At 34.6% G+C, this 26,555-nt stretch carries 36 protein-coding genes, 2 pseudogenes and 1 other annotated feature; of the genes and pseudogenes, 34 read left to right on the top strand and 4 right to left on the bottom strand.

Annotation, left to right across the window (positions count from 1 at the left end):
- The first annotated feature begins 178 nt into the window (after positions 1–178).
- Positions 179–410: a binding site (T-box leader), on the top strand.
- A gap of 38 nt (positions 411–448) precedes the next feature.
- From CN288_RS12420 to CN288_RS12440, 5 genes and pseudogenes are all read left to right on the top strand, one after another.
- Entirely contained in the window at positions 449–3,094 is a 2,646-nt protein-coding gene (locus CN288_RS12420) for a valine--tRNA ligase (protein ID WP_098302335.1), read from the top strand.
- Between the two features lie 114 nt (positions 3,095–3,208).
- The gene (locus CN288_RS12425) at positions 3,209–4,510 is read left to right on the top strand and encodes a bifunctional folylpolyglutamate synthase/dihydrofolate synthase (protein WP_098302368.1); all 1,302 of its coding nucleotides are present in this window, start codon (positions 3,209–3,211) and stop codon (positions 4,508–4,510) included.
- 164 nt (positions 4,511–4,674) lie between these two features.
- Positions 4,675–5,634, top strand: coding sequence for a stage II sporulation protein B (locus CN288_RS12430; RefSeq protein ID WP_098302336.1), 960 nt, complete (start codon positions 4,675–4,677; stop codon positions 5,632–5,634).
- A 223-nt stretch (positions 5,635–5,857) separates the two neighbouring features.
- Positions 5,858–6,433, top strand: a complete 576-nt coding sequence (locus CN288_RS12435; protein ID WP_026593522.1) for a Maf family protein — start codon at positions 5,858–5,860, stop codon at positions 6,431–6,433.
- A gap of 47 nt (positions 6,434–6,480) precedes the next feature.
- A pseudogene (locus CN288_RS12440) lies at positions 6,481–6,867 on the top strand (UPF0758 domain-containing protein); the annotation flags it as partial.
- 15 nt (positions 6,868–6,882) lie between these two features.
- Here CN288_RS12440 and CN288_RS12445 read toward each other — a convergent pair.
- Together CN288_RS12445 and CN288_RS12450 are read right to left on the bottom strand one after the other, a co-directional pair.
- Positions 6,883–8,274, bottom strand: coding sequence for a recombinase family protein (locus CN288_RS12445; protein ID WP_098302338.1), 1,392 nt, complete (start codon positions 8,272–8,274; stop codon positions 6,883–6,885).
- Between the two features lie 73 nt (positions 8,275–8,347).
- Positions 8,348–9,034 (bottom strand): helix-turn-helix domain-containing protein, encoded by a 687-nt coding sequence (locus CN288_RS12450; RefSeq protein WP_098302339.1) that lies wholly within the window; start codon positions 9,032–9,034, stop codon positions 8,348–8,350.
- Positions 9,035–9,176: 142 nt separating this feature from the next.
- On the opposite strand from CN288_RS12450, the gene CN288_RS12455 reads away from it, so the two are divergent.
- From CN288_RS12455 to CN288_RS12460, 4 genes are read left to right on the top strand one after another with little or no spacing between them, the layout of a single operon-like run.
- A complete protein-coding gene (locus CN288_RS12455) occupies positions 9,177–9,431 on the top strand; it encodes a helix-turn-helix transcriptional regulator (protein ID WP_098302340.1) in 255 nt (84 codons plus the stop codon).
- On the top strand, positions 9,409–9,552 hold the full coding sequence (locus CN288_RS28755) for a hypothetical protein (RefSeq protein WP_176527666.1): 144 nt from the start codon (positions 9,409–9,411) through the stop codon (positions 9,550–9,552). Before CN288_RS12455 ends, CN288_RS28755 begins: the two co-directional genes overlap by 23 nt.
- Complete coding sequence (locus tag CN288_RS28760; protein ID WP_176527667.1) at positions 9,549–9,716, top strand: hypothetical protein; 168 nt, start codon at positions 9,549–9,551, stop codon at positions 9,714–9,716. Before CN288_RS28755 ends, CN288_RS28760 begins: the two co-directional genes overlap by 4 nt.
- Positions 9,717–9,953 carry a hypothetical protein gene (locus CN288_RS12460; RefSeq protein WP_098302341.1) on the top strand — a complete coding sequence of 79 codons (237 nt, stop codon included), beginning with the start codon at positions 9,717–9,719 and terminating at the stop codon, positions 9,951–9,953. It begins immediately after the preceding gene.
- Positions 9,954–9,963: 10 nt separating this feature from the next.
- Here CN288_RS12460 and CN288_RS12465 read toward each other — a convergent pair whose 3' ends face one another.
- Complete coding sequence (locus CN288_RS12465; RefSeq protein ID WP_098302342.1) at positions 9,964–10,341, bottom strand: DUF2513 domain-containing protein; 378 nt, start codon at positions 10,339–10,341, stop codon at positions 9,964–9,966.
- A gap of 58 nt (positions 10,342–10,399) precedes the next feature.
- Between CN288_RS12465 and CN288_RS12470 the strand changes: the two genes are divergently transcribed.
- The 14 genes from CN288_RS12470 (at position 10,400) to CN288_RS12535 (ending at position 17,998) form a co-directional block, all read left to right on the top strand.
- Entirely contained in the window at positions 10,400–10,750 is a 351-nt protein-coding gene (locus CN288_RS12470; protein ID WP_098302343.1) for a YqaI family protein, read from the top strand.
- Positions 10,751–10,839: 89 nt separating this feature from the next.
- On the top strand, positions 10,840–11,049 hold the full coding sequence (locus CN288_RS12475) for a hypothetical protein (RefSeq protein ID WP_098302344.1): 210 nt from the start codon (positions 10,840–10,842) through the stop codon (positions 11,047–11,049).
- Positions 11,046–11,396: a hypothetical protein gene (locus CN288_RS12480; RefSeq protein ID WP_098125247.1), complete on the top strand. Its 351-nt coding sequence runs from the start codon at positions 11,046–11,048 to the stop codon at positions 11,394–11,396. The genes CN288_RS12475 and CN288_RS12480 overlap by 4 nt, the downstream gene beginning before the upstream one ends.
- Before the next feature lie 11 nt (positions 11,397–11,407).
- Positions 11,408–11,593 carry a hypothetical protein gene (locus CN288_RS12485; protein WP_441296555.1) on the top strand — a complete coding sequence of 62 codons (186 nt, stop codon included), beginning with the start codon at positions 11,408–11,410 and terminating at the stop codon, positions 11,591–11,593.
- Positions 11,586–11,786, top strand: coding sequence for a hypothetical protein (locus tag CN288_RS12490; RefSeq protein WP_141527959.1), 201 nt, complete (start codon positions 11,586–11,588; stop codon positions 11,784–11,786). The genes CN288_RS12485 and CN288_RS12490 overlap by 8 nt, the downstream gene beginning before the upstream one ends.
- Positions 11,783–11,974, top strand: a complete 192-nt coding sequence (locus CN288_RS12495; RefSeq protein WP_098302346.1) for a hypothetical protein — start codon at positions 11,783–11,785, stop codon at positions 11,972–11,974. Before CN288_RS12490 ends, CN288_RS12495 begins: the two co-directional genes overlap by 4 nt.
- A gap of 5 nt (positions 11,975–11,979) precedes the next feature.
- Entirely contained in the window at positions 11,980–12,681 is a 702-nt protein-coding gene (locus CN288_RS12500) for an AAA family ATPase (RefSeq protein WP_098125249.1), read from the top strand.
- Positions 12,681–13,160, top strand: a complete 480-nt coding sequence (locus CN288_RS12505) for a DUF669 domain-containing protein (protein ID WP_098302347.1) — start codon at positions 12,681–12,683, stop codon at positions 13,158–13,160. The genes CN288_RS12500 and CN288_RS12505 overlap by 1 nt, the downstream gene beginning before the upstream one ends.
- Positions 13,161–13,233: 73 nt before the next feature.
- Entirely contained in the window at positions 13,234–15,576 is a 2,343-nt protein-coding gene (locus CN288_RS12510; protein WP_098302348.1) for a phage/plasmid primase, P4 family, read from the top strand.
- Between the two features lie 320 nt (positions 15,577–15,896).
- On the top strand, positions 15,897–16,325 hold the full coding sequence (locus CN288_RS12515; RefSeq protein ID WP_098302349.1) for a hypothetical protein: 429 nt from the start codon (positions 15,897–15,899) through the stop codon (positions 16,323–16,325).
- Positions 16,326–16,327: 2 nt separating this feature from the next.
- Positions 16,328–16,699, top strand: a complete 372-nt coding sequence (locus CN288_RS12520) for a YopX family protein (protein WP_098302350.1) — start codon at positions 16,328–16,330, stop codon at positions 16,697–16,699.
- Positions 16,696–17,235: an ERCC4 domain-containing protein gene (locus CN288_RS12525; protein WP_098302351.1), complete on the top strand. Its 540-nt coding sequence runs from the start codon at positions 16,696–16,698 to the stop codon at positions 17,233–17,235. The genes CN288_RS12520 and CN288_RS12525 overlap by 4 nt, the downstream gene beginning before the upstream one ends.
- Before the next feature lies 1 nt (position 17,236).
- Positions 17,237–17,509, top strand: a complete 273-nt coding sequence (locus CN288_RS12530; protein ID WP_098302352.1) for a hypothetical protein — start codon at positions 17,237–17,239, stop codon at positions 17,507–17,509.
- 51 nt (positions 17,510–17,560) lie between these two features.
- On the top strand, positions 17,561–17,998 hold the full coding sequence (locus tag CN288_RS12535; RefSeq protein ID WP_098302353.1) for a hypothetical protein: 438 nt from the start codon (positions 17,561–17,563) through the stop codon (positions 17,996–17,998).
- A gap of 384 nt (positions 17,999–18,382) precedes the next feature.
- Here the strand turns inward: CN288_RS12535 and CN288_RS12540 are convergent, their stop codons facing one another.
- Positions 18,383–19,117, bottom strand: a complete 735-nt coding sequence (locus CN288_RS12540; RefSeq protein WP_098302354.1) for a hypothetical protein — start codon at positions 19,115–19,117, stop codon at positions 18,383–18,385.
- Between the two features lie 79 nt (positions 19,118–19,196).
- Between CN288_RS12540 and CN288_RS12545 the strand changes: the two genes are divergently transcribed.
- The 11 genes and pseudogenes from CN288_RS12545 to CN288_RS29555 all read left to right on the top strand — a co-directional run.
- Positions 19,197–19,583, top strand: a complete 387-nt coding sequence (locus tag CN288_RS12545) for a hypothetical protein (protein ID WP_098302355.1) — start codon at positions 19,197–19,199, stop codon at positions 19,581–19,583.
- 177 nt (positions 19,584–19,760) lie between these two features.
- Positions 19,761–20,015: a hypothetical protein gene (locus CN288_RS12550; RefSeq protein WP_098302356.1), complete on the top strand. Its 255-nt coding sequence runs from the start codon at positions 19,761–19,763 to the stop codon at positions 20,013–20,015.
- 210 nt (positions 20,016–20,225) lie between these two features.
- Positions 20,226–20,390 (top strand): helix-turn-helix domain-containing protein, encoded by a 165-nt coding sequence (locus tag CN288_RS12555; RefSeq protein ID WP_098302357.1) that lies wholly within the window; start codon positions 20,226–20,228, stop codon positions 20,388–20,390.
- 2 nt (positions 20,391–20,392) lie between these two features.
- The gene (locus tag CN288_RS12560; RefSeq protein ID WP_098302358.1) at positions 20,393–20,674 is read left to right on the top strand and encodes a hypothetical protein; all 282 of its coding nucleotides are present in this window, start codon (positions 20,393–20,395) and stop codon (positions 20,672–20,674) included.
- Positions 20,671–21,048 carry an HNH endonuclease gene (locus CN288_RS12565; RefSeq protein WP_098302359.1) on the top strand — a complete coding sequence of 126 codons (378 nt, stop codon included), beginning with the start codon at positions 20,671–20,673 and terminating at the stop codon, positions 21,046–21,048. Before CN288_RS12560 ends, CN288_RS12565 begins: the two co-directional genes overlap by 4 nt.
- Before the next feature lie 121 nt (positions 21,049–21,169).
- Entirely contained in the window at positions 21,170–21,604 is a 435-nt protein-coding gene (locus CN288_RS12570; protein ID WP_098302360.1) for a P27 family phage terminase small subunit, read from the top strand.
- Positions 21,601–23,325: a terminase large subunit gene (locus CN288_RS12575; protein ID WP_098302361.1), complete on the top strand. Its 1,725-nt coding sequence runs from the start codon at positions 21,601–21,603 to the stop codon at positions 23,323–23,325. Before CN288_RS12570 ends, CN288_RS12575 begins: the two co-directional genes overlap by 4 nt.
- Before the next feature lie 15 nt (positions 23,326–23,340).
- Positions 23,341–24,546 carry a phage portal protein gene (locus CN288_RS12580; protein WP_098302362.1) on the top strand — a complete coding sequence of 402 codons (1,206 nt, stop codon included), beginning with the start codon at positions 23,341–23,343 and terminating at the stop codon, positions 24,544–24,546.
- On the top strand, positions 24,515–25,093 hold the full coding sequence (locus tag CN288_RS12585; protein WP_098302363.1) for an HK97 family phage prohead protease: 579 nt from the start codon (positions 24,515–24,517) through the stop codon (positions 25,091–25,093). Before CN288_RS12580 ends, CN288_RS12585 begins: the two co-directional genes overlap by 32 nt.
- 1 nt (position 25,094) lies before the next feature.
- Positions 25,095–26,450 (top strand): phage major capsid protein, encoded by a 1,356-nt coding sequence (locus tag CN288_RS12590; RefSeq protein WP_098302364.1) that lies wholly within the window; start codon positions 25,095–25,097, stop codon positions 26,448–26,450.
- Position 26,451: 1 nt separating this feature from the next.
- Positions 26,452–26,555: pseudogene (locus tag CN288_RS29555) on the top strand (phage gp6-like head-tail connector protein); the annotation flags it as partial.

Genomic DNA, 26,555 nt, shown 5'->3' on the forward strand with positions numbered 1-26,555 from the left:
TGCAGACTTTCATATATATTACAGAAAAAATAGTTAAGCTGATTGATGATTATAGGTTGTTTTTATCAAATAGGAAAGTATAGCATCTATCCATTGTAGAAAAATGCTGAAAAATATTTTTATCTTGACGAATATGGTTTCGTTTTTTACACTATTGTATATAATAAATAACAATTATATAAATGCGTTGAAGGGGAAGAGTATAACATTAAACGTCTGCAGAGAGGAGAATTATTAGCTGTGAGATTCTCTAGATAGTCATGTTAGAAGGTAGCCCTGGAGCATCTTTTCTGAACGGATTCATTCTCATTAGGAAAAGACGGATCTGTCCGTTATCAAATTAAGAGTATAAGCAAATTTTGAATTTGTTTGTAAATAAAGGTGGTACCACGATGTCCCTCGTCCTTTTTGGATGAGGGACATTTTTTATTCTTAAGGAGGGAAAATAATGTCAAACACGGAAAAGAATTTACCAACTAAATATGATCATATGTCCGTTGAAGAAGGCCGCTATAAATGGTGGCTTGATGGCCAATATTTCGAAGCAAAAGGAGATGCGGAAAAACAGCCGTATACAATTGTAATTCCACCTCCAAACGTAACAGGTAAGCTACACTTAGGTCATGCTTGGGATACAACACTTCAAGATATTTTAACACGTACGAAGCGTATGCAAGGTTACGATGTATTATGGCTTCCTGGTATGGACCATGCGGGCATCGCAACGCAAGCAAAAGTAGAAGCGAAACTTCGTGAAGAAGGTATTTCACGTTACGATCTTGGCCGTGAGAAATTCCTTGAAAAGGCATGGGAATGGAAAGAAGAGTATGCTTCTCACATTCGTCAGCAATGGGGAAAAGTTGGTTTAGGATTAGATTATACGCGTGAGCGCTTCACATTAGATAAAGGTTTATCTGATGCGGTTAATAAAGTATTCGTTCAATTATACGAAAAAGGTTTAATTTACCGCGGTGAGTATATCATTAACTGGGACCCAGCAACACGCACAGCTCTTTCTGATATAGAAGTAATTCATAAAGAGGTTCAAGGTGCATTCTACCATATGAACTATCCGTTAACAGACGGTTCTGGTCATATTCGTCTTGCAACAACTCGTCCAGAAACAATGCTTGGTGATACAGCAGTAGCAGTTCATCCGGAAGATGATCGTTACAAACATTTAATCGGAAAAACAGTTACACTTCCAATTGTAGGCCGTGAGATTCCGATTATTGCTGATGAGTACGTAGAAAAAGATTTCGGAACAGGTGTTGTGAAAATTACTCCAGCTCATGATCCGAATGACTTTGAAGTAGGTAACCGCCATGACTTACCACGCATTCTTGTAATGAACGAAGATGGTACAATGAATGAAAAAGCTGGTAAATATAACGGTATGGATCGTTTTGAATGCCGTAAAGAATTAGTAAAAGACTTGCAAGAAGCTGGCGTATTAGTAGAAATCGAGCCTCATATGCATGCGGTAGGTCATAGTGAGCGTAGCGGAGCAGTTGTTGAGCCTTACTTATCAACACAATGGTTCGTAAAAATGGCACCACTTGCAGAAAAGGCTGTTGCTCTGCAACAAAAAGAAGGAGAAAAAGTAACGTTCGTACCAGATCGTTTCGAGAACACATACTTACGCTGGATGGAAAACATTCATGACTGGTGTATTTCTCGTCAATTATGGTGGGGACATCGCATTCCAGCTTGGTATCATAAAGAAACTGGTGAAGTATACGTAGGTACAGAAGCACCAGCAGATATCGAAAACTGGAATCAAGATAACGACGTACTTGATACATGGTTTAGCTCAGCGTTATGGCCATTCTCAACACTTGGTTGGCCAAATGAAAATGATGAAGACTTCAAACGCTACTATTCTACAGATGCGCTTGTAACGGGTTATGATATTATTTTCTTCTGGGTATCTCGTATGATTTTCCAAGGTTTAGAGTTTACAGGAGAGCGTCCATTTAAGGATGTATTAATTCATGGTTTAGTTCGTGATGAGCAAGGGCGTAAGATGAGTAAATCCCTAGGTAACGGTATTGATCCAATGGATGTTATCGATAAGTACGGTGCAGATGCAATGCGTTTCTTCTTATCGACGGGAAGTGCACCAGGACAAGATTTACGCTTTAGCATGGAGAAAGTAGAATCTACTTGGAACTTTATTAATAAAATTTGGAATGCATCTCGTTTCGTATTAATGAACATGGATGATATGCAATATGAAGATATCGATTTAACTGGTGAAAAATCTGTTGCAGATAAGTGGATTTTAACTCGCTTAAATGAAACGATTGAAAGTGTAACACGTAACATGGATAAATATGAATTCGGTGAAGCTGGCCGTGCGTTATACAACTTCATTTGGGATGATTTCTGTGACTGGTACATTGAAATGGCAAAACTACCATTATACGGTGAAGATGAAGCAGCGAAGAAAACAACTCGTTCTATTTTAGCTTATGTACTAGACCAAACGATGCGTCTATTACACCCATTCATGCCGTTCGTAACAGAGAAAATCTGGCAACACTTACCGCATGAAGGTGAATCTATTACAGTAGCTGCATGGCCAACAGTTCGCGAAGATTTACAAGATGAAGAAGCGGCAGCTGAAATGCATCTTCTAGTTGATATCATTCGCTCTGTTCGTAACATCCGTGCAGAAGTAAATACGCCAATGAGTAAAAAAGTTCAAATGCAGATTAAAGCAAAAGACGAAAAAGTTTTAGCTCAGCTTACGAAAAACAGTTCTTACATCGAGCGTTTCTGTAATCCAAGTGAATTAACGATTAAGACGGATTTACAAGCACCAGAAAAAGCAATGACTGCAATCGTATCAGGTGCAGAGTTGTTCTTACCGTTAGCTGATTTAATCAATCTTGATGAAGAGAAAGCACGCCTTGAAAAAGAACTTGAGAAGTTCGATAAAGAGGTAGAACGTGTACAGAAGAAACTTGCAAATCAAGGTTTCGTAGCAAAAGCTCCAGCAGCAGTTATTGAAGGAGAGCGTGCGAAAGAGCAAGATTACTTAGAAAAACGCGAAGCAGTTCGCCAACGTCTAGCTGATCTTCAAAAATAAAAGTTTTTCCAAAGAGACTCACTATATTGGTGAGTCTCTTTTATTTGCGTATAATAGAGTTAAGGTGATTTCTTGCCTTGGTTCTTTTTTGGATTTGAAAGGGGAATGGCACAAGTGGTACATACATACGAAGAAGCAATAGGTTGGATTCATAGCCGATTAAAGTTTGGTATTAAACCAGGATTAGAGAGAATGCAGTGGATGTTAGAAGAGCTTGGAAATCCAGAGCGTCATATAAAATGTGTTCATCTTGCAGGAACAAATGGAAAAGGTTCAACTTTAACATATATGCGTTATATGTTGGAGGCAGAAAAATATAAAGTTGGGACATTTACGTCTCCATATATTGAAACATTTAATGAACGAATTAGTGTGAATGGGACACCAATTGCAGATAAAGAAATTACTGAGCTTGTAAACATGGTAAAACCAATTGTTGAAAAGTTAGATGAAACAAATTTAGGAGAAGCAACAGAGTTTGAAATTATTACGGTCATGGCAATCTGCTATTTCGGTAAAATAAACTTCTGTGATATCGTCTTGTTTGAAACAGGGCTTGGAGGTCGTTTTGATTCTACAAATGTTATTCATCCAGTACTAACGATGATTACAAATGTCGGTCATGATCATATGCATATTTTAGGTAATACGCTAGGAGAAATTGCATATGAAAAAGCAGGGATTATTAAATCAGGTGTTCCTGTTATTACGGGCGCACAGGATGAAGAAGTACTTGGGGTTATTCAGAAGGTTGCCAAAGAAAAAAATGCAAACCTTTATGAAATCGGAAAGCAATTTACAGCAGTGCATCAGCGTTCTGATGAAGATGGAGAGCTCTTTGATTTCTCTTGTCCGTTCTCTTCTTTTGAGGAAGTTCGGATTTCAATGAAAGGGCGTCATCAAGTAGGAAATGCGGCATTGGCGCTGATGGGAGTTATGTACCTTAAAACATATCTATCATTCTTAATGGGGGAAGAGCATATTCGCGAAGGATTAAGTGAAGCATATTGGATTGGTCGATTTGAACGACTACAAAGTAAACCTGACGTAATTATAGATGGTGCACATAATCCCGAAGGAATTGCAAGTCTTGTAAAAACAGTTGAGGCTCATTATAGCGATAGAAATGTCATTGTTTTATTTACGGCTCTTGGTGATAAGCAGCTGAATAACATGGTAGGACAATTAGAAACAATTGCAGATGAAATGATTTTTACAACATTCACATTTGATCGTGCGATTTCTGCTAAGGAGCTTGCTTCTTATTCAAGTAAGGAAACAAAACAAATTTTTGAGAATTGGAAAGAAGCTATTGATACGAAATTGAATGCTCTTCAAGAAAAGGATGTTTTCATCATAACGGGCTCTCTTTACTTCATTTCAGAAGTTCGAAAATACATTTGTGAAAGAAACTAGGGTAGCGGCTACCCTAGTTTTTTTGTTCTACAAATGAAGTCAAATGCATACATATAGGATAACTATATGGGACAATTTGACGAACCTCTCCGACAAATATCTCGTTTTTTTGTGAAGTGAATATGTTATGATGCGGACAATGATAAGAGGTGAGGTGTGAGGGTATGGACAAGCAATCACGAACAATCTCGGTTAAAGTAAATGGAACGGAAGCAAAGTATGAAGAAAAGAAGAAGGAAAAAGTTGAGTTTGATTGGATAGTAGTAGAGAGTGAAACACCGAAAAATGTAGTGCCGTTTCAAAAAAATAAGTTGCCATCTATCAGACAGCACCGGAAGAAATGGAATAATGCTTTTATTGTTATAGTTGCTACCGCGATCATTATTGGCACAGTGTTAGGGATGGGAATGCTTCACTTGTTAACGGGGCAAGGTACAGTTCGGGAAACTACGGTGACAAGTGGAGAAAAGAATCATGAAGCAGAGCGAAATGAAGTAACGGCTGAAGAGAAAAAAGCAGAAAAAACGAAAGAGGTAAATGCAGCTGCTTTAGAACCGATCACCTTATATTTCGTGCAAGGAGGTCTCTATTCTTCTGAAGAAAAAGGACAGGCAGCTACTCAGGAGTGGAAAGATAATGGAGGCGTAGCAGCGATTAAACCGATGGATGATAAATATTCACTTGTAGTTGGAATTTCTAGTGACGAGCAATCCGCAGAGAAATTGATTGAACAATATAAGAAAGATGGTATATCAGTTTTGAAAAAGAAATGGGAAATTACAGACCGGGCATTGCTGAAAAATGATAAAGAATCGGGTCCATTGTTAAGTAAGTTGCAGTCCTTATACATTCATTTTGTAAAATACTCGACTAGTATACAATCTGGAAGTAAAAGTAATCCGAAAGAAATAGAAGTGATTGAAAAGGAATGGAAGGCAATTGAAAAAGAGGGGAAATCAATTAAGCGTGAGGATGTAAAAAAAATATATACGTATGCATCAGTAGCTATGCAAACAATAAAAGAAGGACAAACTAATAAAGAAGCAGTAGCTAAATTGAATCAAGTTATCATTGATGGTTTGCTTTCTTATGAAAAAGTGGTTTCGCACAAAGCAAAAGAGTAAGATAATAAAATGAGAAGAAAGAAGTGCCGAGACTTCTTTCTTTTCTTTTGGATTGTATTTTAGATCAAAGTGCTTTTTTTGTGTACAGAATATAGTCGTATACAAAGGGAAGAGTCAATTTCCTGAAAAGAAAATGATATTTTTTTCAATTTGTGGGAAAGATATTCATTTGATACGATTAAGTTATATTTTTCTGTTACGTGCAAGAAAGAAAGGAGAAAATATGAAAAAACTTATTCTAGCTTCTGGCTCACCACGCCGGAAGGAATTACTTGAACTAGCGGATGTACCATTTGAAATTGTTGTGAGTGAAATAGAAGAAACAATCGGTGCGTATTCGTCACCTTCAGATATCGTGATGTCGCTTGCTTTGCAAAAAGCCTCTGCTGTAGCAGAAAATCATGAGGATGGTATAGTGTTAGGAGCAGACACGATTGTTACATATGAGTCACGTATTCTTGGAAAGCCTTCCGATGAGGCGGAGGCAAAGGAAATGTTGCAATTACTGTCAGGGAAAACACATGAAGTATATACAGGTGTTGCGCTCATTTCAAAAGAAAAAACGGTAACTTTCTATGAACGTACGGAAGTTACATTTTGGGAACTAACAGAAGAAGAGATTGATACGTATATTGGGACGAAAGAACCACTTGATAAGGCAGGAAGTTACGGTATTCAAGGGAAAGGTTCCATCTTTGTTCATCATATTCAAGGAGACTACTACAGTGTAGTGGGTTTACCAATTGCGCGTCTTATTCGTGAATTAAAACAGTTCGATAGTGATGCATCCCATGCTTAAAATTGCATGGGGTTTTCTTTGCGAAAAATTGAAAAAGGAGTGAACATATGAACGGTATTCGTGATGTTTTGAAAGAAGAACAACCACGGGAGCGTTTATTAGCAGAAGGAGCAAGTAATTTATCGAATCGGGAACTTCTTGCAGTATTACTTAGAACGGGTTCTAAAGAAGAATCTGTTCTAACATTAGCGGATCAAATTTTATATCATTTTGACGGATTAAGAATGTTGAAAGATGCTACAATGGAAGAGATGACAAGCATTCATGGAGTAGGAGTAGCAAAGGCGTCTCAGTTAATCGCTGCTTTTGAATTAGGAAGAAGAATGGTACGTTTAGAGTACCAAAACAGATATAGTATTCGGAGTCCAGAAGATTGTGCTAGTTATATGATGGAAGAGATGCGTTTTTTACAACAAGAGCACTTTGTTTGTGTAAATGTAACATAAATACTAAAAAAATACTATGTCTAAAACTTCTGTAGCTCCTTCTTCTTTATCAATTTTGATACTCTCGATAAACATATTCATAAATTGTCTTTTTTCAGTAGGGGATAGGTTTGACCAGTTATCTTTGATATTATTTATAGTTTCTTTTAGAATGTCATTATCTATCTCCTCGTTTTTATTAAGATTCAACGAATTTAGTTTTTCTTTGATTGCTTCTAATACACCTTTTGTTTCCTTCATTTGATTTGTAAACTCTTCATCTGTCATTAGATCATTAGACCAGGCTTTTTGGAATTTATCTCTTTGTCGTTCTACTTTAGCTAACTGTTTCTTTAAAATGTTGAATTCATCATCTTCTTTTTTTAATTGTGGAATTTGTTTGAAACGATATTTATAAATGTAATCTAAAAATGCTTTTTCAACCTTCTTTTCACTTGTAGCAAATGCTGCTTTTTTATTTAAAGCACATGCTTGACAACGATATTGGTTATTCTCCACATGTTTTTGATCTTTTTTTCTGTAATATATAGAACGTTCGCTAGCTAAACGATTACCACAGTTTGGACAGATTAATTTCATTTGATAGATAAAAACTGATTGTGTTTGTCGCTTTTTAATGTTTTGTCTACTCACTAAAATTTTTTGCAACTTCATAAATCTATCTTTAGTAATGATTCCTTGATGTGTTCCTTCGATTATTTCATCAGACCATCTTATAGCCCCGTACAAGGCGTTATTAGAAAGAATATCTAATATGGTACGTATATGCCATTTGTATCCTCTAATGGGCTTTACATGGCTATCTAAGCGCTCTGCAAGCTGTCTGATAGAATAACCTTCTTCAACCTTCTTTACCATGTCTAAAACAACTTTACTTTCTTTTTCATTTATAACAAGTCTGCTGTGGTCATTTTTATCAAAGCCAAATGGAGCCTTTGCTGAATATTCTCCTTGACGTGCCTTTTCTAATTGACCCATTCGAACACGTTCACCTAAATTTTCTCTTTCCCATTGTGCCAAAGCCGCAACAATTGTAATAAACATCCTTCCCATCGCTGTGGAAGTGTCATAAACTTCTGTGGCTGATTTAAAAGCGCAGTTATATTGATCGAATGTATCAAGTAATTTGTATAGATCCATAACAGAACGAGTTAAACGATCTAAACGATAAACGAGAACAGTAGTAATTAAGCCTTGCTTAATATGATTTAATAAAATATTTAATTGTGGTCGATTCGTATCTTTTGCTGATACACCTTCATCCACATAAAATTTAAAACTATCCCAGTCTTGTGCCACGCAATACGCTTTTAATTTCTCACGTTGAGCTGAAATAGAGAAGCCATCTCGTGCTTGTTCCTCAGTGCTTACTCTTATATAAATTCCAACAGTCACTATTTATCTCTCCTTTTAAAAAAGAGGACAGCTGTACGGGCTGTCCATTAAATTCCTAGCGCTAAGGATTTAACTAGTCTAACTCTACGATGTAAAGAACTACTTTTCCGTGTATCTTTAAGTTCTTAGCATTTTCATAAGAAACCGTGTAATCAAAGAATCTGTTATCGTATGAGTCAGGTCTAAATATTACACGCTCATTTTCTTTATCATGGAAAAATCTTTTAACAGAGTAGTCTCCGCCGTTACTAAAAACAACTATATCTCCATTTTTGAGATCTGATAACTCTACAGTTTTCACCACAATTATAGAGCAATGTGGGATAACTCTATTCATTGAATCACCATTAACTCTTGTTACGAATACATCGTTGTTTCCAGCCCATTTACCCATTAATGAATTTGGTATTGATATTTTTTCAAGTTCATTATCTGATATTGAATCAACACATAGTGGGAGACCGGCTGAAATTGATGTTGGAAAATAATTATATTGGGATTCATTTATTATATGAGCTGTTTTCTTAGTGGGCATATAAGGTTCCATTGTCGAAGGAAACAAGTCATTGATTGATACATCTAGTGCATTTGATATTGCAAATAGTGCATCTTGTTCAGGTTCATTTGTTCCATTTTCATAAGATGAAATTGTATTATGCTTTTTTCCAATTCGTAAACCTAATTCCTTTTGAGTCATCTTCTTTAGTTTCCTATAGTTCTTTATCTGTTGTCCTACATATTTAGAAATATCTTGTTTCATGAAGTTTCACCACCTCTCTAAATACATTATACCACATTTCATGAAGTTTTAAACAATAAATTTCATAAAACATGAAAATAATTGTTGAAACTTGTCATTTTTTCATGTATCATGAAGTACGTTAGCAAGGAGGTGAACAAAGTTGCAAGATAAATTAATATCTTTTCGTATGAGTAAAAGGTTGACTCAAAAAGATATGGCTGAATTATTGGGCATTGATAAAAGAACATACATAAACAAAGAACATAGTGTTACTCAATTTAAAGCCAATGAAATGTTCTTAATCGCTCAATATTTCGGTGCGGAGATCGGAGAAATTTTTTTACCAACAAACTTCATGAAACATGAAGTTTTAGGGGTGGAGGTAGTAGAAAGTGAAACGCACAATATTGGATAATCCGCCAAGCGAAGAAACAGCATTAAAAATGGCAGAGTTTTTTATGAAAACATCGGTACCTCGTATATTGGCTGCTCGTAAAGATAAAGAATCAGAAAAGAAAAGAGGTGATAAATCATGAATGGTGTTTTATCAGCAAGCAAATTAATGAAAGCACATGAGGTTGTAAAACAATGTGCTGAGGTTCGAAATAATCCAACGCAATTATTTGTAGTTGAGATGAGAAGAAAACGTAAGTTAAGTGAAATGAACCGTAAGGTTTCAACTCGAAGGGAGGTGAGTTAATTGGAGTACCATGTTCCGGAAGTAAACAAAGATAGGTATGTACATATCTCAATTGAAACTTATGAGATTAAAAATCCAACATCGTTTGATATCAGAAATTTAAAAGGAAAAGGAGAGAGCCATTTAACACTGGCCTTAGTGTTTGATAGCAATGACTACTCTCCAGATAAATTCACACACTTTTTTTATGCATTTAATAAATTCATGGATGAATTCAATGCAAAGAACCGATTATAAATTAATTAATTTATAAACCAAATTGTTGTTTTAAATAACTTGTTGCTAATGCTGACATGATGGAAATAGATACACTGGATAGCGAACTTGCGGCAGTCTTAGTCTTTGACCAAATTGCATTGTCACGAATGGTATCTAAGAACTGATGACCGTCCCATGATATAGAATCAATTGATAAATTAATTAATTCGTTACTTCCATATTTACAGCTTCCGTTCAGGTAATTAGCTTCAACTAGTTTTTTAAAACTATAGAATGTGTCATCAAATCCATGCTTTGAGACAGTATCTAGATTGTTGAAATGTGGTAATACAAAATAATCATTAATAGTAAGCTTCTCTTCTAATTCAAGAAGAAGATCTCTTACACAGTCTTGATTTAGTTTCATTGGTTAAACCTCCTTTCAAGGAAGATTATACCAGAATAGTAGATTAGAGGTGAGTTAATTGAAAGAAGTAACATTGGTTTTTAAATCAGGCGCAAAGGTTAGTTTTACGGCAGCACAATTTAAAACATTTAAAAATAACTTTGGATTTTTATCAACAATTGAATGGGAAGGTGCTACTGGAAAGGTTCCATTACATATTGGAGTTAGTAGTATCGATGCATTATTTGTGGAAGACATTGCTGAAAAGCAAACTATTAAGGAGTCTGATCATCCAATTGAAGATTTCTATGGTTGCGAAATTAAGCAAGATGATAAGTATTTTATGTTTGGACAGGATGCCGTACTTGAAGGGAATCTAACGAATTACTTAATTGCGGAACAAAACGTTGAATGCTTTCGAGCTGTATAAAAAAACCACCTGCGCCAACAGGTGATTTAGAAAAACAAAATTCAAAGTCATTATAGCATGAAATTTATTTGTGTAAAGGAGCGTCTTAAATGAATGAGCAATTTGAAGTGAAAACTTCATATTTGGTAATGGTAGGGAAACTGTTTGTCTCTAATGGTGTGTTTATTGCAAACTTCTCTAAAAATATAAATGATGCTACGGAATTTGATTACGATACAGCGAAGGAATTATCTTTCCAATATGGCGGTGTATTCGTTAGAAAAACTGTGGATTATGAAGTGGTGGGGGAACAGCAATGAAAAGAATTAATTTGTATGACGGAAAGTACACCGTTGTGAATGAATTAAACGAAGGTGGTAGTCTCCATGCACTTCGACACGGTGAAAAATGGCGTTCACTTGCTGGAGATGGCTTAATTTTAGCTATGTTTCACAAAATAGAAGAACTTACTAATCAAAAGGTTGATTATGAAAAGTCATTGATGGAAATAACAGCACAACATGATGATACATCAGGAAAACGATTAAAAGAAATTGCTAATAAAGCGTTAAATAAACATAACCCACACAGATCTTGTCCCAATTGTCATGATGATTGCATAGGTTGGATTCTTGAAGGACAACCATGTGGGAGGGATTTATCATAATTGAAAATACAATGATTATAGGGAATTCTCATGATTCAGCGATAAATAACGTTATGGATCATTGTCGAAGTTGTGGTAAAGAAATCTATTTCGGTGAAGAATACCGAGATATTGACGGTGATCACATACACGATGAAACAGAATGTATCCTACAATATGTAGAGTCGCATTCCACAAAGAGAGTGGCAGGTGAGTGATATGAACTTGCAAGACTGGATGTTGCAAGGAAAAATTGAATCTAAAATGCAGATCATAATGAATTTAATAGAACGGTATAAACACAGTGATGATCCACATGCTTCATTAATGATTGTCGCTTATGAACATGGGTTACAGGATCTTATGGAAATATATGAGCTCATTCAGCAGAAGGAAGTGATTCCATTTTGAATGCTGGTATTGAGGAATTAGAAAAGTCACTAGAAGTAGAGCAAAGAAGGCTAAGCGAATATCAACGGAATTTAGAAAGGTTAATAGAAAAGAAACCTATCGTTGAACAAAACATTCGGAATACTGAAAGTAAAATCTTTGACCTCGAAGGTTCAATTTTTGTTCTGAAAAGCATGGCGAAAGGGTGAATTAAATGGAAATCACAAATGCTTCTAGTATTACAACGGATAACTCAACATATTTAATTTATGGTAATCCTGGTATGCGTAAAACATCTACAGCGAACTATTTAGAAGGTAAGACACTTTATATTCCAATCGATAAAACACAAGCTCCATTATCAGGTAACTCGAATATTGATATTGTTCAATTTGATACTTATGAAGCTTGGACGAATTGGAATACACTCATGAAAGATTTATCCACATCTGACTTATCAAAATACGATACGATTTTTTTCGATAACATTTCAGAGTTAACTAGATCCATGCTTGCAAACTTAGGTCGCGAAGGGAATAACAATCGTGTTCCTTCACAAGCAAATTACCAGCAAATTGATTTTTTCATAATAGATAGTATTCGATTTATCCAAACGTTAGGAAAGCGTGTTGTGTTTACAGCATGGGAAATCACTGACAAGTGGGAATTACCTAGTGGTCAATCTGTCAATCGTGCTTATCCAGATATTCGAATCAAGATTTTAAACAACTTTATGGGTCTATGCCAAGTGGTTGCGAAATCAGTTATCAATGAAGAAACAAAAAATTATGGGTTTATTCTAGAGCCTTCACCTTACATTTTTGCAAAGAATCAACTGGATAATCGTAAGGCTTGTGCTCATGAAGATATTTTTAAAATTGGTTATGTACCAGAAAAACAAGGGGGAAATAAATAATGTCATTCTTTAAATTTGATGAAACAAACGTAAGCAAAGGTTTTGAGTTAGTAGCAGAAGGTAAATATGAAGCGACTATTATTAACGCAACAGCGAAATATTTTCAAGGTCATCCAACATTAGATTTAGATTTCGAAATTCGTTCAGATGTTCCACAAAATCACCAAGGAGAGAAAATTCGATATAACACATTCTATTTCCATAATGACAATCCGGAATTTAAGGAAAACAACATTAAAAAAATTAATAGCTTACTTGGAGCTTGTGCATTCCCTCATGACACTACATTTAACAGTGCAGAGGAAATGGCTAAACAACTTTTTAATAAGTCATTATTGATTACTGTTAAACATCAAGCGGATAAAAAGGATAAAACTAAAATATATCCTAAAGCAAAATTCTTCGATAAATCTAAAGTGAATTCACCAACACAAGTTGGTGAGCCAATTATTGTTGGTGATAGTGATTTGCCATTTTGATAATAACTAAATAGAGAGGTTGGTTTTACCGACTTCTCTTTTTTATACCCTAAAAAGTTAATTGGAGGGCGCAATGAAAGAAAATCCATACAATTTTAATGAAATTCCTGCTGAATTAAAAGCCCTTCCTCAATGGATTTTGTGGAGGTTTGAAAAACGAAATAATAAGCCAACAAAAGTGCCGTATCAAGTAGATGGAGAAATGGCACAGGCAAACAATAGACGTACCTGGTCGACATTTGCAACAGCAGTCAAATTCTATTTAGAAGGTGACTATGACGGCATAGGGTTTGTGTTTAGTAGGCAGGATAACTATATCGGAATTGATATTGATAAGTGTGTTGTAGATGAAAAAACAAATGCTTTTGCTACGGAAATTATTGATACCTTAGACAGCTATACAGAGTTTTCTCCATCAGGGAAAGGGATTCACATCATTATCAAAGGGAATCTTCCACAATCTGTTTTAGGTACTGGACGGAAAAATACTAAACATGGTTTGGAAATTTACTCATACGGTCGATTTTTCACTTTCACTGGAAATCGTGAAAATTCTAATGATGTATATGAACGTACGGATGAACTAGCTGAAGTGTTCGAAAAGTATTTTGATGATAGCGACATTCAAGGGCGTGTAAATTTAGCAGAATTTGAGAAAGACGAAATTAAAATTTCAAATGATGCTTTATGGGAAAGAATGTTTCGCAGTAAGAACGGTGATGAAATTCGTTCATTATACAATGGCAGCTTAATCAATGATGATCATTCGGCAAGTGATCTTGCTTTATGTAATCATCTTGCATTTTGGACAGGAAAATCGGCAACTCGAATGGATTCGATGTTTCGTGAAACAAGTCTTATGCGTGACAAATGGGATGTTATTCATTTCAGAGACACGAATGAAACTTATGGCGAAAGAACGATAGCAACCGCTATTTCATCAACTTCCACAACTATTTTAGACAACAAACAGCAATTCGAAGAATTCTCTTTTGATTTCCATAATGGAAATGCAGAAGAGGTTGTGGAGGACAAGCAAAAAAAGAAATTCCGTTTAACAGAGCTTGGAAATGCTGAACGTATCGCATATGAATATGGTCATGTAATCAAATATGTTAGCGACATTGGTTGGTTTATATGGGACGGAAAACGGTGGAAATTAGACACTAAGAAAGAGATTGAAAGAATTACAGCAAAAGTACTTCGCAGTCTCTATAAGTCAGAAGACGAATCTGAAATGAAATGGGCACGGATGTGTGAGCGCAGAAATATCCGAATGAATAGCATTAAAGATTTAATGCCGTTAGTACCAGGAGAACGTGAGGACTTTGATAGACATAAATATTTGTTCAATGTTGAAAATGGCATTGTTGATTTAAAAACTGGAAAGCTACAGCAGCATGATAGAGAAATTGGTTTAACCAAAATCACCAATATTGCATTTGATGAAAATGCGAAATGCCCAACATGGTTAGCGTTCTTAGATCAAATATTCTTAGGTGATAAAGAACTTGTGAATTATATGCAAAGGCTTATTGGATATAGTCTAACGGGTGATATTTCAGAGCAAATTATGATGTTCTTAGTCGGTGGTGGATCGAATGGTAAATCAACATTTATTAATACCATCAAAGATTTACTTGGTGAATATGGTAAACAAGCAAAGGCAGATACATTCATTAAGAAAAAAGATACAGGAGCCAATAATGATATCGCTCGACTTGTTGGAGCGCGGTTTGTAAGTGCGATTGAAAGTGAAGAAGGAGAAAAGCTTTCTGAGTCATTTGTTAAACAAATTACAGGTGGCGAACCAGTATTAGCACGATTCTTGAGACAAGAATATTTCGAGTTTATTCCAGAATTTAAAGTATTCTTCACGACTAACCATAAACCAGTTATTGGCGGTCTTGATGAAGGGATTTGGAGACGTGTTAAGTTAATACCATTTAATCTTAATTTACCAGCTCATAAGCGTGATAAACGATTACCTGAAAAGCTATCTTTAGAAATGCCAGGTATCTTGAATTGGGCGATTGAGGGTTGCATGAAGTGGCAGCAGGGAAGATTGAAAGAACCGAAGGTCGTAGCAGAAGCAACAGGGCAATACAAAGAGGATATGGATATTTTAGCCCCATTCCTTGATGAGGTTTGTTATATAGACGAGCCTGAAAATGAAGCGATTAAGATTGAAGCAAAAGAATTATATAACGTTTATGACAATTGGTGCTTTAAATCAGGTGAAAGAACCTTAGGAAATAGATCCTTCTATCGAATGTTAGAAACGAAAGGATTTGGAAAAATGAAGGGTTCTAAAAATAGAACGTTTCTTACAGGAATTACCTTAAATGAGCGTAAGCCTGTTACTAAAGGTGTTACTGAAAACCATGAAAATAGCAAATTTAAGGTCACTCAGTAACCTTTTTGTTATTTAAATAACCCTTTATGATTTTTAATAACCCTACCTAAATGCAGTAATATCAATGGTTTGAGTTATATCTTATAGTTGTTTTGTTATTTTTGTTATTGGGATTTTATATAAATAAAAAAATAAAAAATATAAATATATATATTAGGAGCAGTAATACCCAAACATTGATAACAAAAGTAACCCTTTTTGCTGAATCCCTTGGGGCTGTAAGGCTCAGTTGGGTTATTAAAGAAAATCTTTAGTAACATTTGAGGGTTTTTAAATAACTTTTTTATTTTTTAATAACCCGAAGGGAGTTTCTTCGAAAAATGAAAGTACTATTAATTTTAAGTGTGATTTGGAAATCAGGTGCAAATATCTATCTTGATGAAAAAGATAATCAAGTTGCGATAAAAAAACAAAATTTAATTCCAGCGGAAGTTATGAAGGCTGCCGAACAAAATTATCAAGCCATTTATGATTGGTTTAAATCTTGGAAGGATGCAAGCAATGAGAAGGTTACTATCTTGAAGATTGTTAATCAGTTTTGCGGATGGCAGCATAATCAAAAATTAAATGAATGGTTGCTTGCTGATACTGATTCATTACAAATGTTCTATGACTGGACGGTTGTTCTTGCTAAGAACGGTTGGACAGATATGTATGAGGATTATCGCCAATTTGAAAATGATGAATCGAATGCAATGGCTAGAAAGATATATGAACGGGCGGTTTTATATGCAAGGAAAGGGGCTTGAAGATGAGAGAAATTAAATTTAGAGCTTGGGTTTTAAGAGATTGGGCATTAGATGGATTAATGGAAAACATGATGGAATATGATGTTGAATCATTCCATGATCCATTATATGAGTACAAGCAAGGTAATATCATCTTAATGCAATACACAGGATTAAAAGACAAGAAAAATGTTCCGATTTATGAAGGGGATATTGTACAAATTAGTGGTCATCCATTCCAAGGTTCAATTGATATAGATGGAAATTATGAGGTTGGATATAACGAGTTAATGGAATTATGTTGTGGCGGTTGGTACCTTCACAGAATGAGACACTGGGCTGAAGTAATCGGAAATATCTATGAAAACCCAAAGTTACTGGAGGAATCAAAATGATTCGTTTTCATTACACAGATACAGAAATAAATAAAATTCTTAAAACACTCACAATCGTGATTGATACAAGAGAACAACAGAACCAACATATTCGTGATTACTTAATTCAAAAGGATATACCGGTAAAGATTCAAAAGTTAGATACAGGTGATTATGGTTGTATGATTCCCAAAAATGAAGAACTTGGAATACCACGAGATATCTATTTAGATCGTCGGATAGAAAGAAAAGCAAGTATTGATGAAATTACAAGTAACCTACAAAAAGATACGCAAACAAGATTTGAAAATGAGTTAATTCGTTCAAAAGATATTCCATTCACTTTAATTGTGGAAGATCCGCGTGGTTACGAAAAAATACTTACAGGTGATTATCAATCAAGATACAACCCAAAAGCATTACTCGGTAGGCTTAATACTTTTAAAGTGAAATATGACTTTGAAATTGTCTTTTTAGATAAAAAGTTTGTTGGTAATTGGATATATCATGTCCTTTATTACCATGCAAAACACTACTTGAAAACAGGAGCTTTTTAATATGACATATTCTCGTGAAGAGCAAGAAACTACACTGGTTTTCGATAATAGTACAGGTGAGTGGAACGTTTACTCTACTGTTCCTAAACACATAAGAAAACTAGCTAATTTATGTGAGTTACAAACCTTAGAGGAAGAGGATGGAAGGCCGACGGCTGTAAAAGGTGTTCTTCAAGAAAAACAAGTAACAATGAAAAATTTAAGAGTTATGACAGAAGAACAAAGACAGAAAGCGGCTGAAAGACTTTCTAAGGCTAGAAATGTACAGAAATAACAGAAAAACTTTAGTTCTAATATCAATCTAATACAAAAGGAGTCGGGAGACATGACCAATATAAAATTGAACGTTTTATTCAAGAAAATGCAAAAGGACGATAAAAAAGAAGTTTTAATGTTCCATGTACTAAGTGATGAATTACCACATGCTGATGAGTTGTTAAAAATGCCAGGTACTATTGTTCATTTAACTGTGGAGAAAAGTGATGTTGAACCAATCGGTGCTGAATTCGTATCTATTCAACGTGATAGCAAGAAAACGGTTCTTAAATTCAATGTAAAAGGTGATACAAAAGATAAAATCAATAAACTTTATCCATTCGCTGGGGAAAATGTTTCTATCATTCTTGAACCTTCTCAAATGTCGATTGATGAATTCTATGAAGAACCGCATGAAGGTGTTGAGTACAACGTTAATCCAGATGGAACAACGGAAGTTGCTCCTGGTCAATTAAAGATTGTTGATGATGAAAGTGTTGCGGAATAAGTATTTGTCCTGGGTTTCGGCTCAGGATATTAATACAATTTGAATTTTGTAGAAAAGTAGGTGAGTTATATGTACCATTGCGAAAAATGCTTAGAGTGTTTTGAAGATGAAGAAGAATATCTAATTCATTTACCGGAATGTGAATACTAATCCAAAAGCGTTACTAAATTTCAATCTGATGAAAAAATGGCTTTTCAGATTGAGAAAAAACTAATGTGTTTTTCTTTCTTAATACATTTGGTCGTATAAATGATAAAACGTCTTAGAAAGGAAAATAAACGTGTTTTATGAGATTGATTGTCTAATGGATGAAACAGATGCATTTTATATCATCCATTTTTATATACAGGGAAACGATAGATACCGTTTCCCTTATCAATATGACTATTTGTTAAGTAAAAAACCAACTACTGGACCGATTAAATCTTTAGCTGCAACACCAATTGATAAAATTGAATTCATTCTATCAACAATCTTAAAGACACCTTTGACATTTTCATCTTCTACTACAGGTGAAATAGCTTCATTATTTATGAACAATGAACCAATGGTTTGTCCTAAGGCTGTTTTCATACCTTCAATACCAGAGATTCTATAGTTAAATAAGGATGTTCTTATTGAATTTAAGTTGTTAAATAATAACGATTTAACATCCTCAGGAAGAGTAGAGTATGTGATGCTGTCTATTAAATTGTTAATTTCATCAATTAAATTATTAATTTCTTCTTCGTCAATTGGATCTTCTTGAAAATCGTATACGAAATTCATATTGTCACCCATGTAAGATAATGCAGTCAATGTTTCGTTATCGATATAGTTTAGGAAGTGATTCATATTACCTTCAAAGTTCATTGGAGAAAGAGCGCTTTCAATTCGGTTTAAAAAATTTAAATTTTTTTCATTATATAACTTTTCATTTTTCTCGATATATTCTCTGGTGCTTGCAACAAGAGAAAGCATTGAATGCATTGAATTTATTAGAGATGAAATATCTTCTGCATCAACTTGGAATACTGTAGACCAAGTATTTCTAAAGGGAGTATGATTACCATTATTGTTAGTACAATAATGACGGGCTTGTCTCAAAAGGACATGTAATTTAAGTGCTGGATTTTCCATTTTAAAATCCCCTTTCCATTTTATCTATAATTTTACAATGTGAATATAGAAAAATAAATAAAAAGGTAGGTGAATCATCATTTTTGACTGGCTGAAAGACTATCAGAAATTAGAAGAAGAAATCACTTATTTAGAATACAACTTAGATAAAACAAAAGCTGAATTGAAACGCTGGATCAGTGGTGATTTGCGAGAAGTACGTTTAACTGCTGAGTCAGAAGGTGCTAAGGTAGAAAATCGTATTGAAGCCATTGAATATGAGTTAGCACATAAGATGAATGAAATGTATGATTTAAAGTATTTGATTGATAAGTTTACAGGATTAGATAACCGAATACTAAAAATGAAATATATGGACGGTATGACATTAGAAGATATTGCTTATCACTTACATTATAGTCCAGGTTATATCAGACGTAAGCACGCTGAGATAAGAAAGATCATTAAGTTTGTAGAGGAGTTCTAATGTCACATTTATGTAGGGCATACAAGGTGTACAGAAACTATTGAAAAAATGAATTATAGTAATAACATAAGATTTTGACGAAAGGGCAACTGATGCATGGTTGCTCTTTTTATTATGTGAAAAAGGATATTGTTAGGTTTTGTCGAAATGTAAGTGTTGAGAAGGAGGTGCACTTACTTGAATCATTTTTCAAAGTTAGTTATAGATGGAGTAGAGTATAATGAGAGTGGGATGTTTAATACAAACGGTAATGAGATAACAATTAGTCAATACAGTAATGGGTTTAAACAACCTTTTAAAAATTTTCAATATAACGGAGCGATAGGATATATTCAATTTGATAACGAGAAGCCAATTCTGGGGGAATTCAAAGTTGTGAATATCCATGATGATAACATTCTTCTGAAGAGACCAACAGTAATTCTTAAATGATAACTAACTTTAGGAGACAAAGAAAAGAATAGTATATAGATAACAAAGCATCCAACATGGGTGCTTTTATTTTGGATAAGGAAGTGATGAGATGAGTTGGTTTAGTTACTTTCTTGGATGTGGAACAGGATTTATGGTTTGTTTGGTAATTATGATTCAAGTCCTTAAAGCAAAGGAAGTACAGGAATTAGATTGATAAGGGGTGAGGGAATGAATACATCCTTTCATAATGTAATCGGTGTACATGAAGCTGCATCTATTCTCAAAGTATCGCCTGGTCATATTAAAAATCTATGTGCTACTGGAAAGATTGTAGCAAAGAAGATCGGTAAGACATGGGTAATTGATAAATCAAGATTAAGAGGAGTGAGATAGTAATGATTACTGAAATTAGAAAAACAATATCAGGTACTGAGTATTGGGATAATGAAGAAAAGCGAAGTTTATTTGTTCCTACAGGTGAAGAACCAGGATTCAAAGTAACTGCAAATCCTAAGAGTATGATTGCTAAATTTGCTGACGATAAAGTGATTGATGTTAAAGTAACTGAATTAGAGGATATGACAGTGAAAGAATTACGTGAACATGCTGCATCGATTAATGTTGAGATACCAGCTGATGTTAAAAGGAAAGAAGACATCATTAAGTTACTATCATGAAGTATTGTGCTGAACAAGGATGCAAGACATTAATTGATAAAGGACGATATTGTCCGAATCATAGACGTAAACGAAAGAAGACAGTTGTTTATTCAAAGAACAAATCATTCTATCGTACGAAAGCATGGGAAGATTTAAAGTCATTCTGTTATCAAAGAGATAAAGGATTGTGTCAACGATGTGGAAGGTTCGTGTTTGGTAAGCAAGCACATCATCATCATATTGTTCCAATTCAAATAGATCCTTCATTGAAGTTAGATCCTAATAATGTTGCGACATCTTGTGATAAATGTCATCCAATCTTAGAAAAAGAAAGTAATGAGAAATACGATAAGAATTATAAGAAAAAGAAAAAGTTTGACTGGAAATTATAAAGCCCCCCTATCAAAAAAATAAATTTTGCTCATCTGGGGGGATAGGGAGTGGGGGTGCAAACGCGCGCCTCAAAATGGTTTTTTGAAAAAAATTTCGTTTTTTTAGGTGGTGATGTAAGGAATGGCCAGAAAATCGAAGGTCGTAATTGAAGCTGAAAAGAAAAAAGAAATCGAAGCGCAGCGTATTATGGATGTTTTGGTTGAAGCCGGAACTTATTCACCAGCGCTTGACCCATTGATTGAAGTTTATCTTGATGCAGTTGAGATATACAGCGTCAAATATGGATTGTGGAAGAATTTAAACTTTCCAACAGTCCAAAAAACAAAGAATGTAAATGGTGATGTAAAAGAATCAAAGCATCCATTAGCTCAACAAGTTGAAGTTTGGTCGAAGCAAAAAGCGAAATATTTGGGGCAATTAGGACTGGATGGAAAGAACAAGGATTTACTTAAAAATAGTGGGGTTCTTCTTGGAAAAGGTGAAAAGCAGGAAGAGGACGATAAACCCACTGATAACAACAAATTAGTGCAATTTAGGAAGATGAAAAGCCGATGATTGATTTTGAAACAAATTATGCAGATATATTCGTTTCTGAAGTAGATGCAGCCCCGCACTTATATTCTGATTCTATTAAATTAGCAATCAAACGATATAAGAAATGGAAGAAACGAAAAGATATTTGGTTCGATGTTGAAAAAGCAAATGCGATGATTTATTTCACAGAAACATTCTTAAAACATGCAAAAGGAAAATGGGCAGGGCAGCCGTTAATTTTAGAGTCCTGGCAAAAATTTTACTTTGCTAACATCTATGGATGGCAAAAATATAATGAAGATGGTAAAGCGGTGCGTGTTATTCGTACTGCTTATTTGCAGGTTCCGAAGAAAAACGGAAAAACAATCATGGGCGGTTCACCTGTTATTTATGCGATGTACGGTGAAGGTGTAAAAGGCGCAGATTGTTATATTTCCGCTAATACTTTTGAACAATGTCAAAATGCAGCTGGACCAATTGCTTTAACAATTGAAAATAGTCCTGATTTACGTCCAGATACGCGTATCTATAAAGGTAAGGAAGATACGATTAAGTCAATTAAATACACATTTGTGGAAGACGATATTAAATATGCAAATGTAATCAAGGTTCTTACAAAAGATAACGCTGGTAACGAAGGTAAAAACCCGTATATCAATTATTTTGATGAAGTCCATGCTCAAATGGATCGTGAGCAATACGATAACTTACGTTCAGCACAAATTGCCCAAGAAGAACCACTCAACATCATCACTTCCACAGCAGGGAAGAATACCGGCTCGCTTGGAACTCAAATTTATACTTATGCAAAAGAAGTTTTGGATAAGGATAAAGATGATTCTTGGTTCATGATGATCTATGAGCCGAATAAAAAGTTTGATTGGGAAGACCGTGATGTTTGGCGAATGGTCAATCCAAACATGGATGTATCAGTTAACATGGAGTTTCTTGAAAATGCTTTTAAAGAAGCCCAAAATAATAGTTTTAATAAGGCGGAATTCTTATCAAAGCATTTAGATGTATTTGTTAACTATGCTGAAACGTATTTTGATAAAGACCAATTGGATAAAATGCTTGTGGATGATTTGGGAGATGTCGAAGGATTAACTTGCGTTGTTGGTGTGGATTTATCGAGACGTACCGATTTAACTTGTGTATCGATAAACATTCCAACTTATGATGAAGAAGGAAAAGCGATTCTAAAAGTTAAGCAAATGTATTTTATTCCGGAGTTTGGAATTGAAGATAAAGAACAGCAACGAAATGTTCCATATCGTGCGTTTGCTGAACATGGGTTTGCGATTATTTGCCCTGGTAAAACAGTTGATGAAGAGATGGTAAACGAATATGTAGAATGGGTATTTGAGAATTTTGATTTACGACAAATCAATTATGATCCAGCACTTGCTGAAAAGCTCGTTGAAAAATGGGAAATGCTCGGTATCCCATGTGTGGAGGTACCGCAATATCCAACACATATGAATGAGCCACTTGATGATTTTGAAATATTATTGCTTCAAGATCGAGTAATAACTGATAATCAATTATTAATTTATTGTGCGAGTAATGCAAAAGTAATTACTAATATCAACAATTTAAAAACACCATCCAAACGTAAATCGCCTGAACATATTGATGGATTTGTGGCTATGTTAATTGGACATAAAGAAACATTGAATATGATGGAAGATGCTATTCCAGATGAAGATTACGATGAATATTTAGATGATATTTATAGATAGAAAGGCGGTGAAAAATTGGGTTTACGAGATCGGTTTTCAAATTATTTGTATCGACAAGCTGAAAAACGTGGCTGGTTTGAAGATATTTTTAATAATGCCATTCGTTATGGTGGTAGATATGTAAGTGACGATAATATCTTGGAATCCTCTGATGTTTATGAGTTATTACAGGATATTAGTAATCAAATGATGTTATCTGAAATAGTTGTGGAAGATAAAGAGGGCAAGGAACTTAAGAATGACTTGGCTCTTAAAGTTTTGAAGAATCCAAACAACTATTTAACACAATCGGAATTCATTAAATTAATGACAAACACTTATTTACTCCAAGGTGAAGCCTTTCCGGTGCTGGATGGAGATCAATTACATCTGGCATCTAATGTTTATACAGAACTAGATGATAGGTTAATAGAACATTTTAAAGTGAATGGAGAAGAAATTCCATCATTTATGATTCGTCATGTGAAAAATATTGGTGCAGATCACTTAAAAGGGAAAGGTATTCTTGAATTAGGTAAAGATACACTGGAAGGTGTGATGTCAGCTGAAAAAACCTTAACCGATAAGTATAAAAAAGGTGGATTATTAGCATTTATATTGAAATTGGATGCTCATATAAATCCACAAAATGGAGCACAGTCTAAATTAATCAAAAAGATTTTAGATCAATTAGAATCAATTGATGAATCAAGGTCTGTTAAAATGATTCCTCTTGGAAAAGGGTATTCAATAGACACGCTTAAAAGTCCATTAGACGATGAAAAGACTTTAGCATATCTAAATGTATATAAAAAGGATTTAGGTAAATTCCTGGGTATAAATGTGGATACATACACAGCTTTAATCAAGGAAGACCTTGAGAAAGCAATGATGTATTTGCATAACAAAGCAGTTAGACCAATAATGAAAAACTTTGAAGACCATTTGAGTCTTCTTTTTTTCGACAAAAATTCAGACAAACGCATTAAATTCAAGATTAATATCCTTGATTTTGTTACTTATAGCACAAAAACAAATATCGGTTACAACATTGTACGTACTGGGATTACATCACCAGATAATGTTGCAGATATGCTGGGATTCCCTAAACAAAATACACCTGAATCACAAGCTATTTATATTTCAAATGACTTGACTGAAATAGGTCAGAAAAATGCTACAGACGATTCATTGAAGGGAGGTGATGGAAATGGCAAAGACAAAGGAAACAAGGACATTTGACATCACCAAATTAAATACCAGGGATGCTACAGAAGAAACACCTTCTATCATAACTGGTTATGCAGCTGTTTTTAATTCAAAAACGTCTATTGGTGGTTGGTTTGATGAAGTTATTGAACCAGGGGCATTTGCTCGTTCTCTTTCTGAGAATGGAGATATTAGGGCGTTATTTAATCATAATTGGGATAACGTTCTTGGTAGAACAAAAAGCGGTACATTACGACTTGAAGAGGATGAAAGAGGGTTGAAATTTGAAATTGAATTACCTAATACATCTGTTGGTCGTGATTTAGCAGAAAGTATGTCCAGGGGTGATATTAATCAATGTTCTTTTGGATTTTGGATAACAGAAGAAAACTGGGATTATAATGTTGAACCAGCATTAAGGACGATTAAAGAAGTAGAGCTTTATGAAATATCAGTTGTTTCTATACCAGCTTATGATGATACTGAAGCATCATTAGTACGTGGTAAAGAGATCGGTAAAGAAGTAGAACAACGAATGAAAATGATTAAACAAATAAATCAACTTTTGGAGGGAAAATAAAATGAACAAACAATTATTATTAGCACTACAAAAACGAAATAAAGAAAGATTAACAGAATTACGTACAAAAATTAAGAGTCCAGAATTACGTGCTGAAGATTTAACAACCATTCAGGAAGAGATTGATGAAATTAATAAGCAATTACAAGAAGTTGCAGATCAATTAGCAAATCTTGAAGAAGATGGTTCTGGTAATGAAGGAGACGAAGAAGGATCTAATGAGGGTGACGAAGGTTCTAGTGGTGAAGGTAGTGAAGGGACAGAAGGTGACGAAGGCGGTTCTGGTGAAAGTCGTTCAAATGTAAATCCAGAACAACGAAATGCAGCAATGACAGCTATTGCAACGGGTCTTTCTACTCGTGGTCATAAATCTACTAAAAATAAAGAAAAAGAAATTCGCTCAGCATTTGCAAACTTTGTGGTTGGTAAAATCTCTGAAGCCGAAGCACGCTCACTTGGTATTGAAGCTGGTAATGGATCAGTAACTATTCCAGAAGTCATTGCGAGTGAAATTATTACGTATGCTCAAGAAGAGAACTTATTACGTAAATACGGAACAGTTGTAAGAACAGCAGGTGATGTAAAATATCCTGTACTTGTGAAGAAAGCTGATGCAAACGTACGTAAAAAAGAACGCGGTGCATCTGATGAAATTACAGAAACAGCAATTGAATTCGATGAAATTCTATTAAGTCCAGCAGAATTTGATGCGCTTGCTACTGTAACTAAGAAACTTCTTAAGATGACAGGTGCACCAATTGAACAAATCGTTGTGGACGAGCTGAAAAAGGCTTATGTACGCAAAGAAACAAACTATATGTTTAATGGTGATGACAAGGACAATGAAAACCCTGGTGCATTAGCGAAAAAAGCTGTTAAATACTATGAATCAGAAACGATTGATATTAATGCAACAGGTTATTCTCAAAAGTTATACCAACAATTAGTTAAATTAAAAGGGCAACCTGTTACGGAAGTTTTAAAGAAATCAATGTGGATTGTGAACCGTGCAGCCTTAACGGTTTTAGAAGGAATGACTGATACAACTGGACGTCCTTTATTGCATGAAGCGAAAGATGGTGTAGGTTACACATTACTTGGTCATAAATTAGACTTTACAGACGAAGCAAGTGCAACTGATCCAACTAAACCAGTATTCTATTTTGGTGATTTCAAAGCTTTCCACATTCAAGATGTTATTGGAGCAATGGAATTACAAAAATTAATTGAGAAGTTTAGTGGTACAAATAAAGTTGGTTTCCAAATCTATAACCTATTAGATGGTCAATTAGTTTATTCACCATTTGAACCAGCTGTTTACCGTTATGAAGTTGGTGAAATTAAGCCAGGTGCTTAATATGGATGATTTAATCGATAAATTTAAAAGTCATATACACTTTGAAGAGGGGATGGATGATTCCATGCTCTCTTTTTATTTAACTACTGCACAAAAGTATGTTCA

It is taken from the genome of Bacillus sp. AFS023182, from assembly GCF_002560575.1.
In the GTDB taxonomy this organism is placed as follows: Bacteria; Bacillota; Bacilli; order Bacillales; family Bacillaceae_G; genus Bacillus_A; species Bacillus_A arachidis.

What these genes read in the sequence shown, in the direction of transcription:
- CN288_RS12420 (WP_098302335.1), top strand. Translation starts at nt 449, where the DNA reads ATGTCAAACACGGAAAAGAATTTACCAACTAAATATGATCATATGTCC.
- CN288_RS12430 (WP_098302336.1), top strand. Translation starts at nt 4,675, where the DNA reads ATGGACAAGCAATCACGAACAATCTCGGTTAAAGTAAATGGAACGGAA.
- CN288_RS12435 (WP_026593522.1), top strand. Translation starts at nt 5,858, where the DNA reads ATGAAAAAACTTATTCTAGCTTCTGGCTCACCACGCCGGAAGGAATTA.
- CN288_RS12450 (WP_098302339.1), bottom strand. Translation starts at nt 9,034, where the DNA reads ATGAAACAAGATATTTCTAAATATGTAGGACAACAGATAAAGAACTAT.
- CN288_RS28760 (WP_176527667.1), top strand. Translation starts at nt 9,549, where the DNA reads ATGAATGGTGTTTTATCAGCAAGCAAATTAATGAAAGCACATGAGGTT.
- CN288_RS12465 (WP_098302342.1), bottom strand. Translation starts at nt 10,341, where the DNA reads ATGAAACTAAATCAAGACTGTGTAAGAGATCTTCTTCTTGAATTAGAA.
- CN288_RS12475 (WP_098302344.1), top strand. Translation starts at nt 10,840, where the DNA reads ATGAATGAGCAATTTGAAGTGAAAACTTCATATTTGGTAATGGTAGGG.
- CN288_RS12480 (WP_098125247.1), top strand. Translation starts at nt 11,046, where the DNA reads ATGAAAAGAATTAATTTGTATGACGGAAAGTACACCGTTGTGAATGAA.
- CN288_RS12485 (WP_441296555.1), top strand. Translation starts at nt 11,408, where the DNA reads ATGATTATAGGGAATTCTCATGATTCAGCGATAAATAACGTTATGGAT.
- CN288_RS12500 (WP_098125249.1), top strand. Translation starts at nt 11,980, where the DNA reads ATGGAAATCACAAATGCTTCTAGTATTACAACGGATAACTCAACATAT.
- CN288_RS12505 (WP_098302347.1), top strand. Translation starts at nt 12,681, where the DNA reads ATGTCATTCTTTAAATTTGATGAAACAAACGTAAGCAAAGGTTTTGAG.
- CN288_RS12510 (WP_098302348.1), top strand. Translation starts at nt 13,234, where the DNA reads ATGAAAGAAAATCCATACAATTTTAATGAAATTCCTGCTGAATTAAAA.
- CN288_RS12515 (WP_098302349.1), top strand. Translation starts at nt 15,897, where the DNA reads ATGAAAGTACTATTAATTTTAAGTGTGATTTGGAAATCAGGTGCAAAT.
- CN288_RS12520 (WP_098302350.1), top strand. Translation starts at nt 16,328, where the DNA reads ATGAGAGAAATTAAATTTAGAGCTTGGGTTTTAAGAGATTGGGCATTA.
- CN288_RS12525 (WP_098302351.1), top strand. Translation starts at nt 16,696, where the DNA reads ATGATTCGTTTTCATTACACAGATACAGAAATAAATAAAATTCTTAAA.
- CN288_RS12530 (WP_098302352.1), top strand. Translation starts at nt 17,237, where the DNA reads ATGACATATTCTCGTGAAGAGCAAGAAACTACACTGGTTTTCGATAAT.
- CN288_RS12535 (WP_098302353.1), top strand. Translation starts at nt 17,561, where the DNA reads ATGACCAATATAAAATTGAACGTTTTATTCAAGAAAATGCAAAAGGAC.
- CN288_RS12540 (WP_098302354.1), bottom strand. Translation starts at nt 19,117, where the DNA reads ATGGAAAATCCAGCACTTAAATTACATGTCCTTTTGAGACAAGCCCGT.
- CN288_RS12555 (WP_098302357.1), top strand. Translation starts at nt 20,226, where the DNA reads ATGAATACATCCTTTCATAATGTAATCGGTGTACATGAAGCTGCATCT.
- CN288_RS12560 (WP_098302358.1), top strand. Translation starts at nt 20,393, where the DNA reads ATGATTACTGAAATTAGAAAAACAATATCAGGTACTGAGTATTGGGAT.
- CN288_RS12565 (WP_098302359.1), top strand. Translation starts at nt 20,671, where the DNA reads ATGAAGTATTGTGCTGAACAAGGATGCAAGACATTAATTGATAAAGGA.
- CN288_RS12570 (WP_098302360.1), top strand. Translation starts at nt 21,170, where the DNA reads ATGGCCAGAAAATCGAAGGTCGTAATTGAAGCTGAAAAGAAAAAAGAA.
- CN288_RS12575 (WP_098302361.1), top strand. Translation starts at nt 21,601, where the DNA reads ATGATTGATTTTGAAACAAATTATGCAGATATATTCGTTTCTGAAGTA.
- CN288_RS12585 (WP_098302363.1), top strand. Translation starts at nt 24,515, where the DNA reads ATGGCAAAGACAAAGGAAACAAGGACATTTGACATCACCAAATTAAAT.
- CN288_RS12590 (WP_098302364.1), top strand. Translation starts at nt 25,095, where the DNA reads ATGAACAAACAATTATTATTAGCACTACAAAAACGAAATAAAGAAAGA.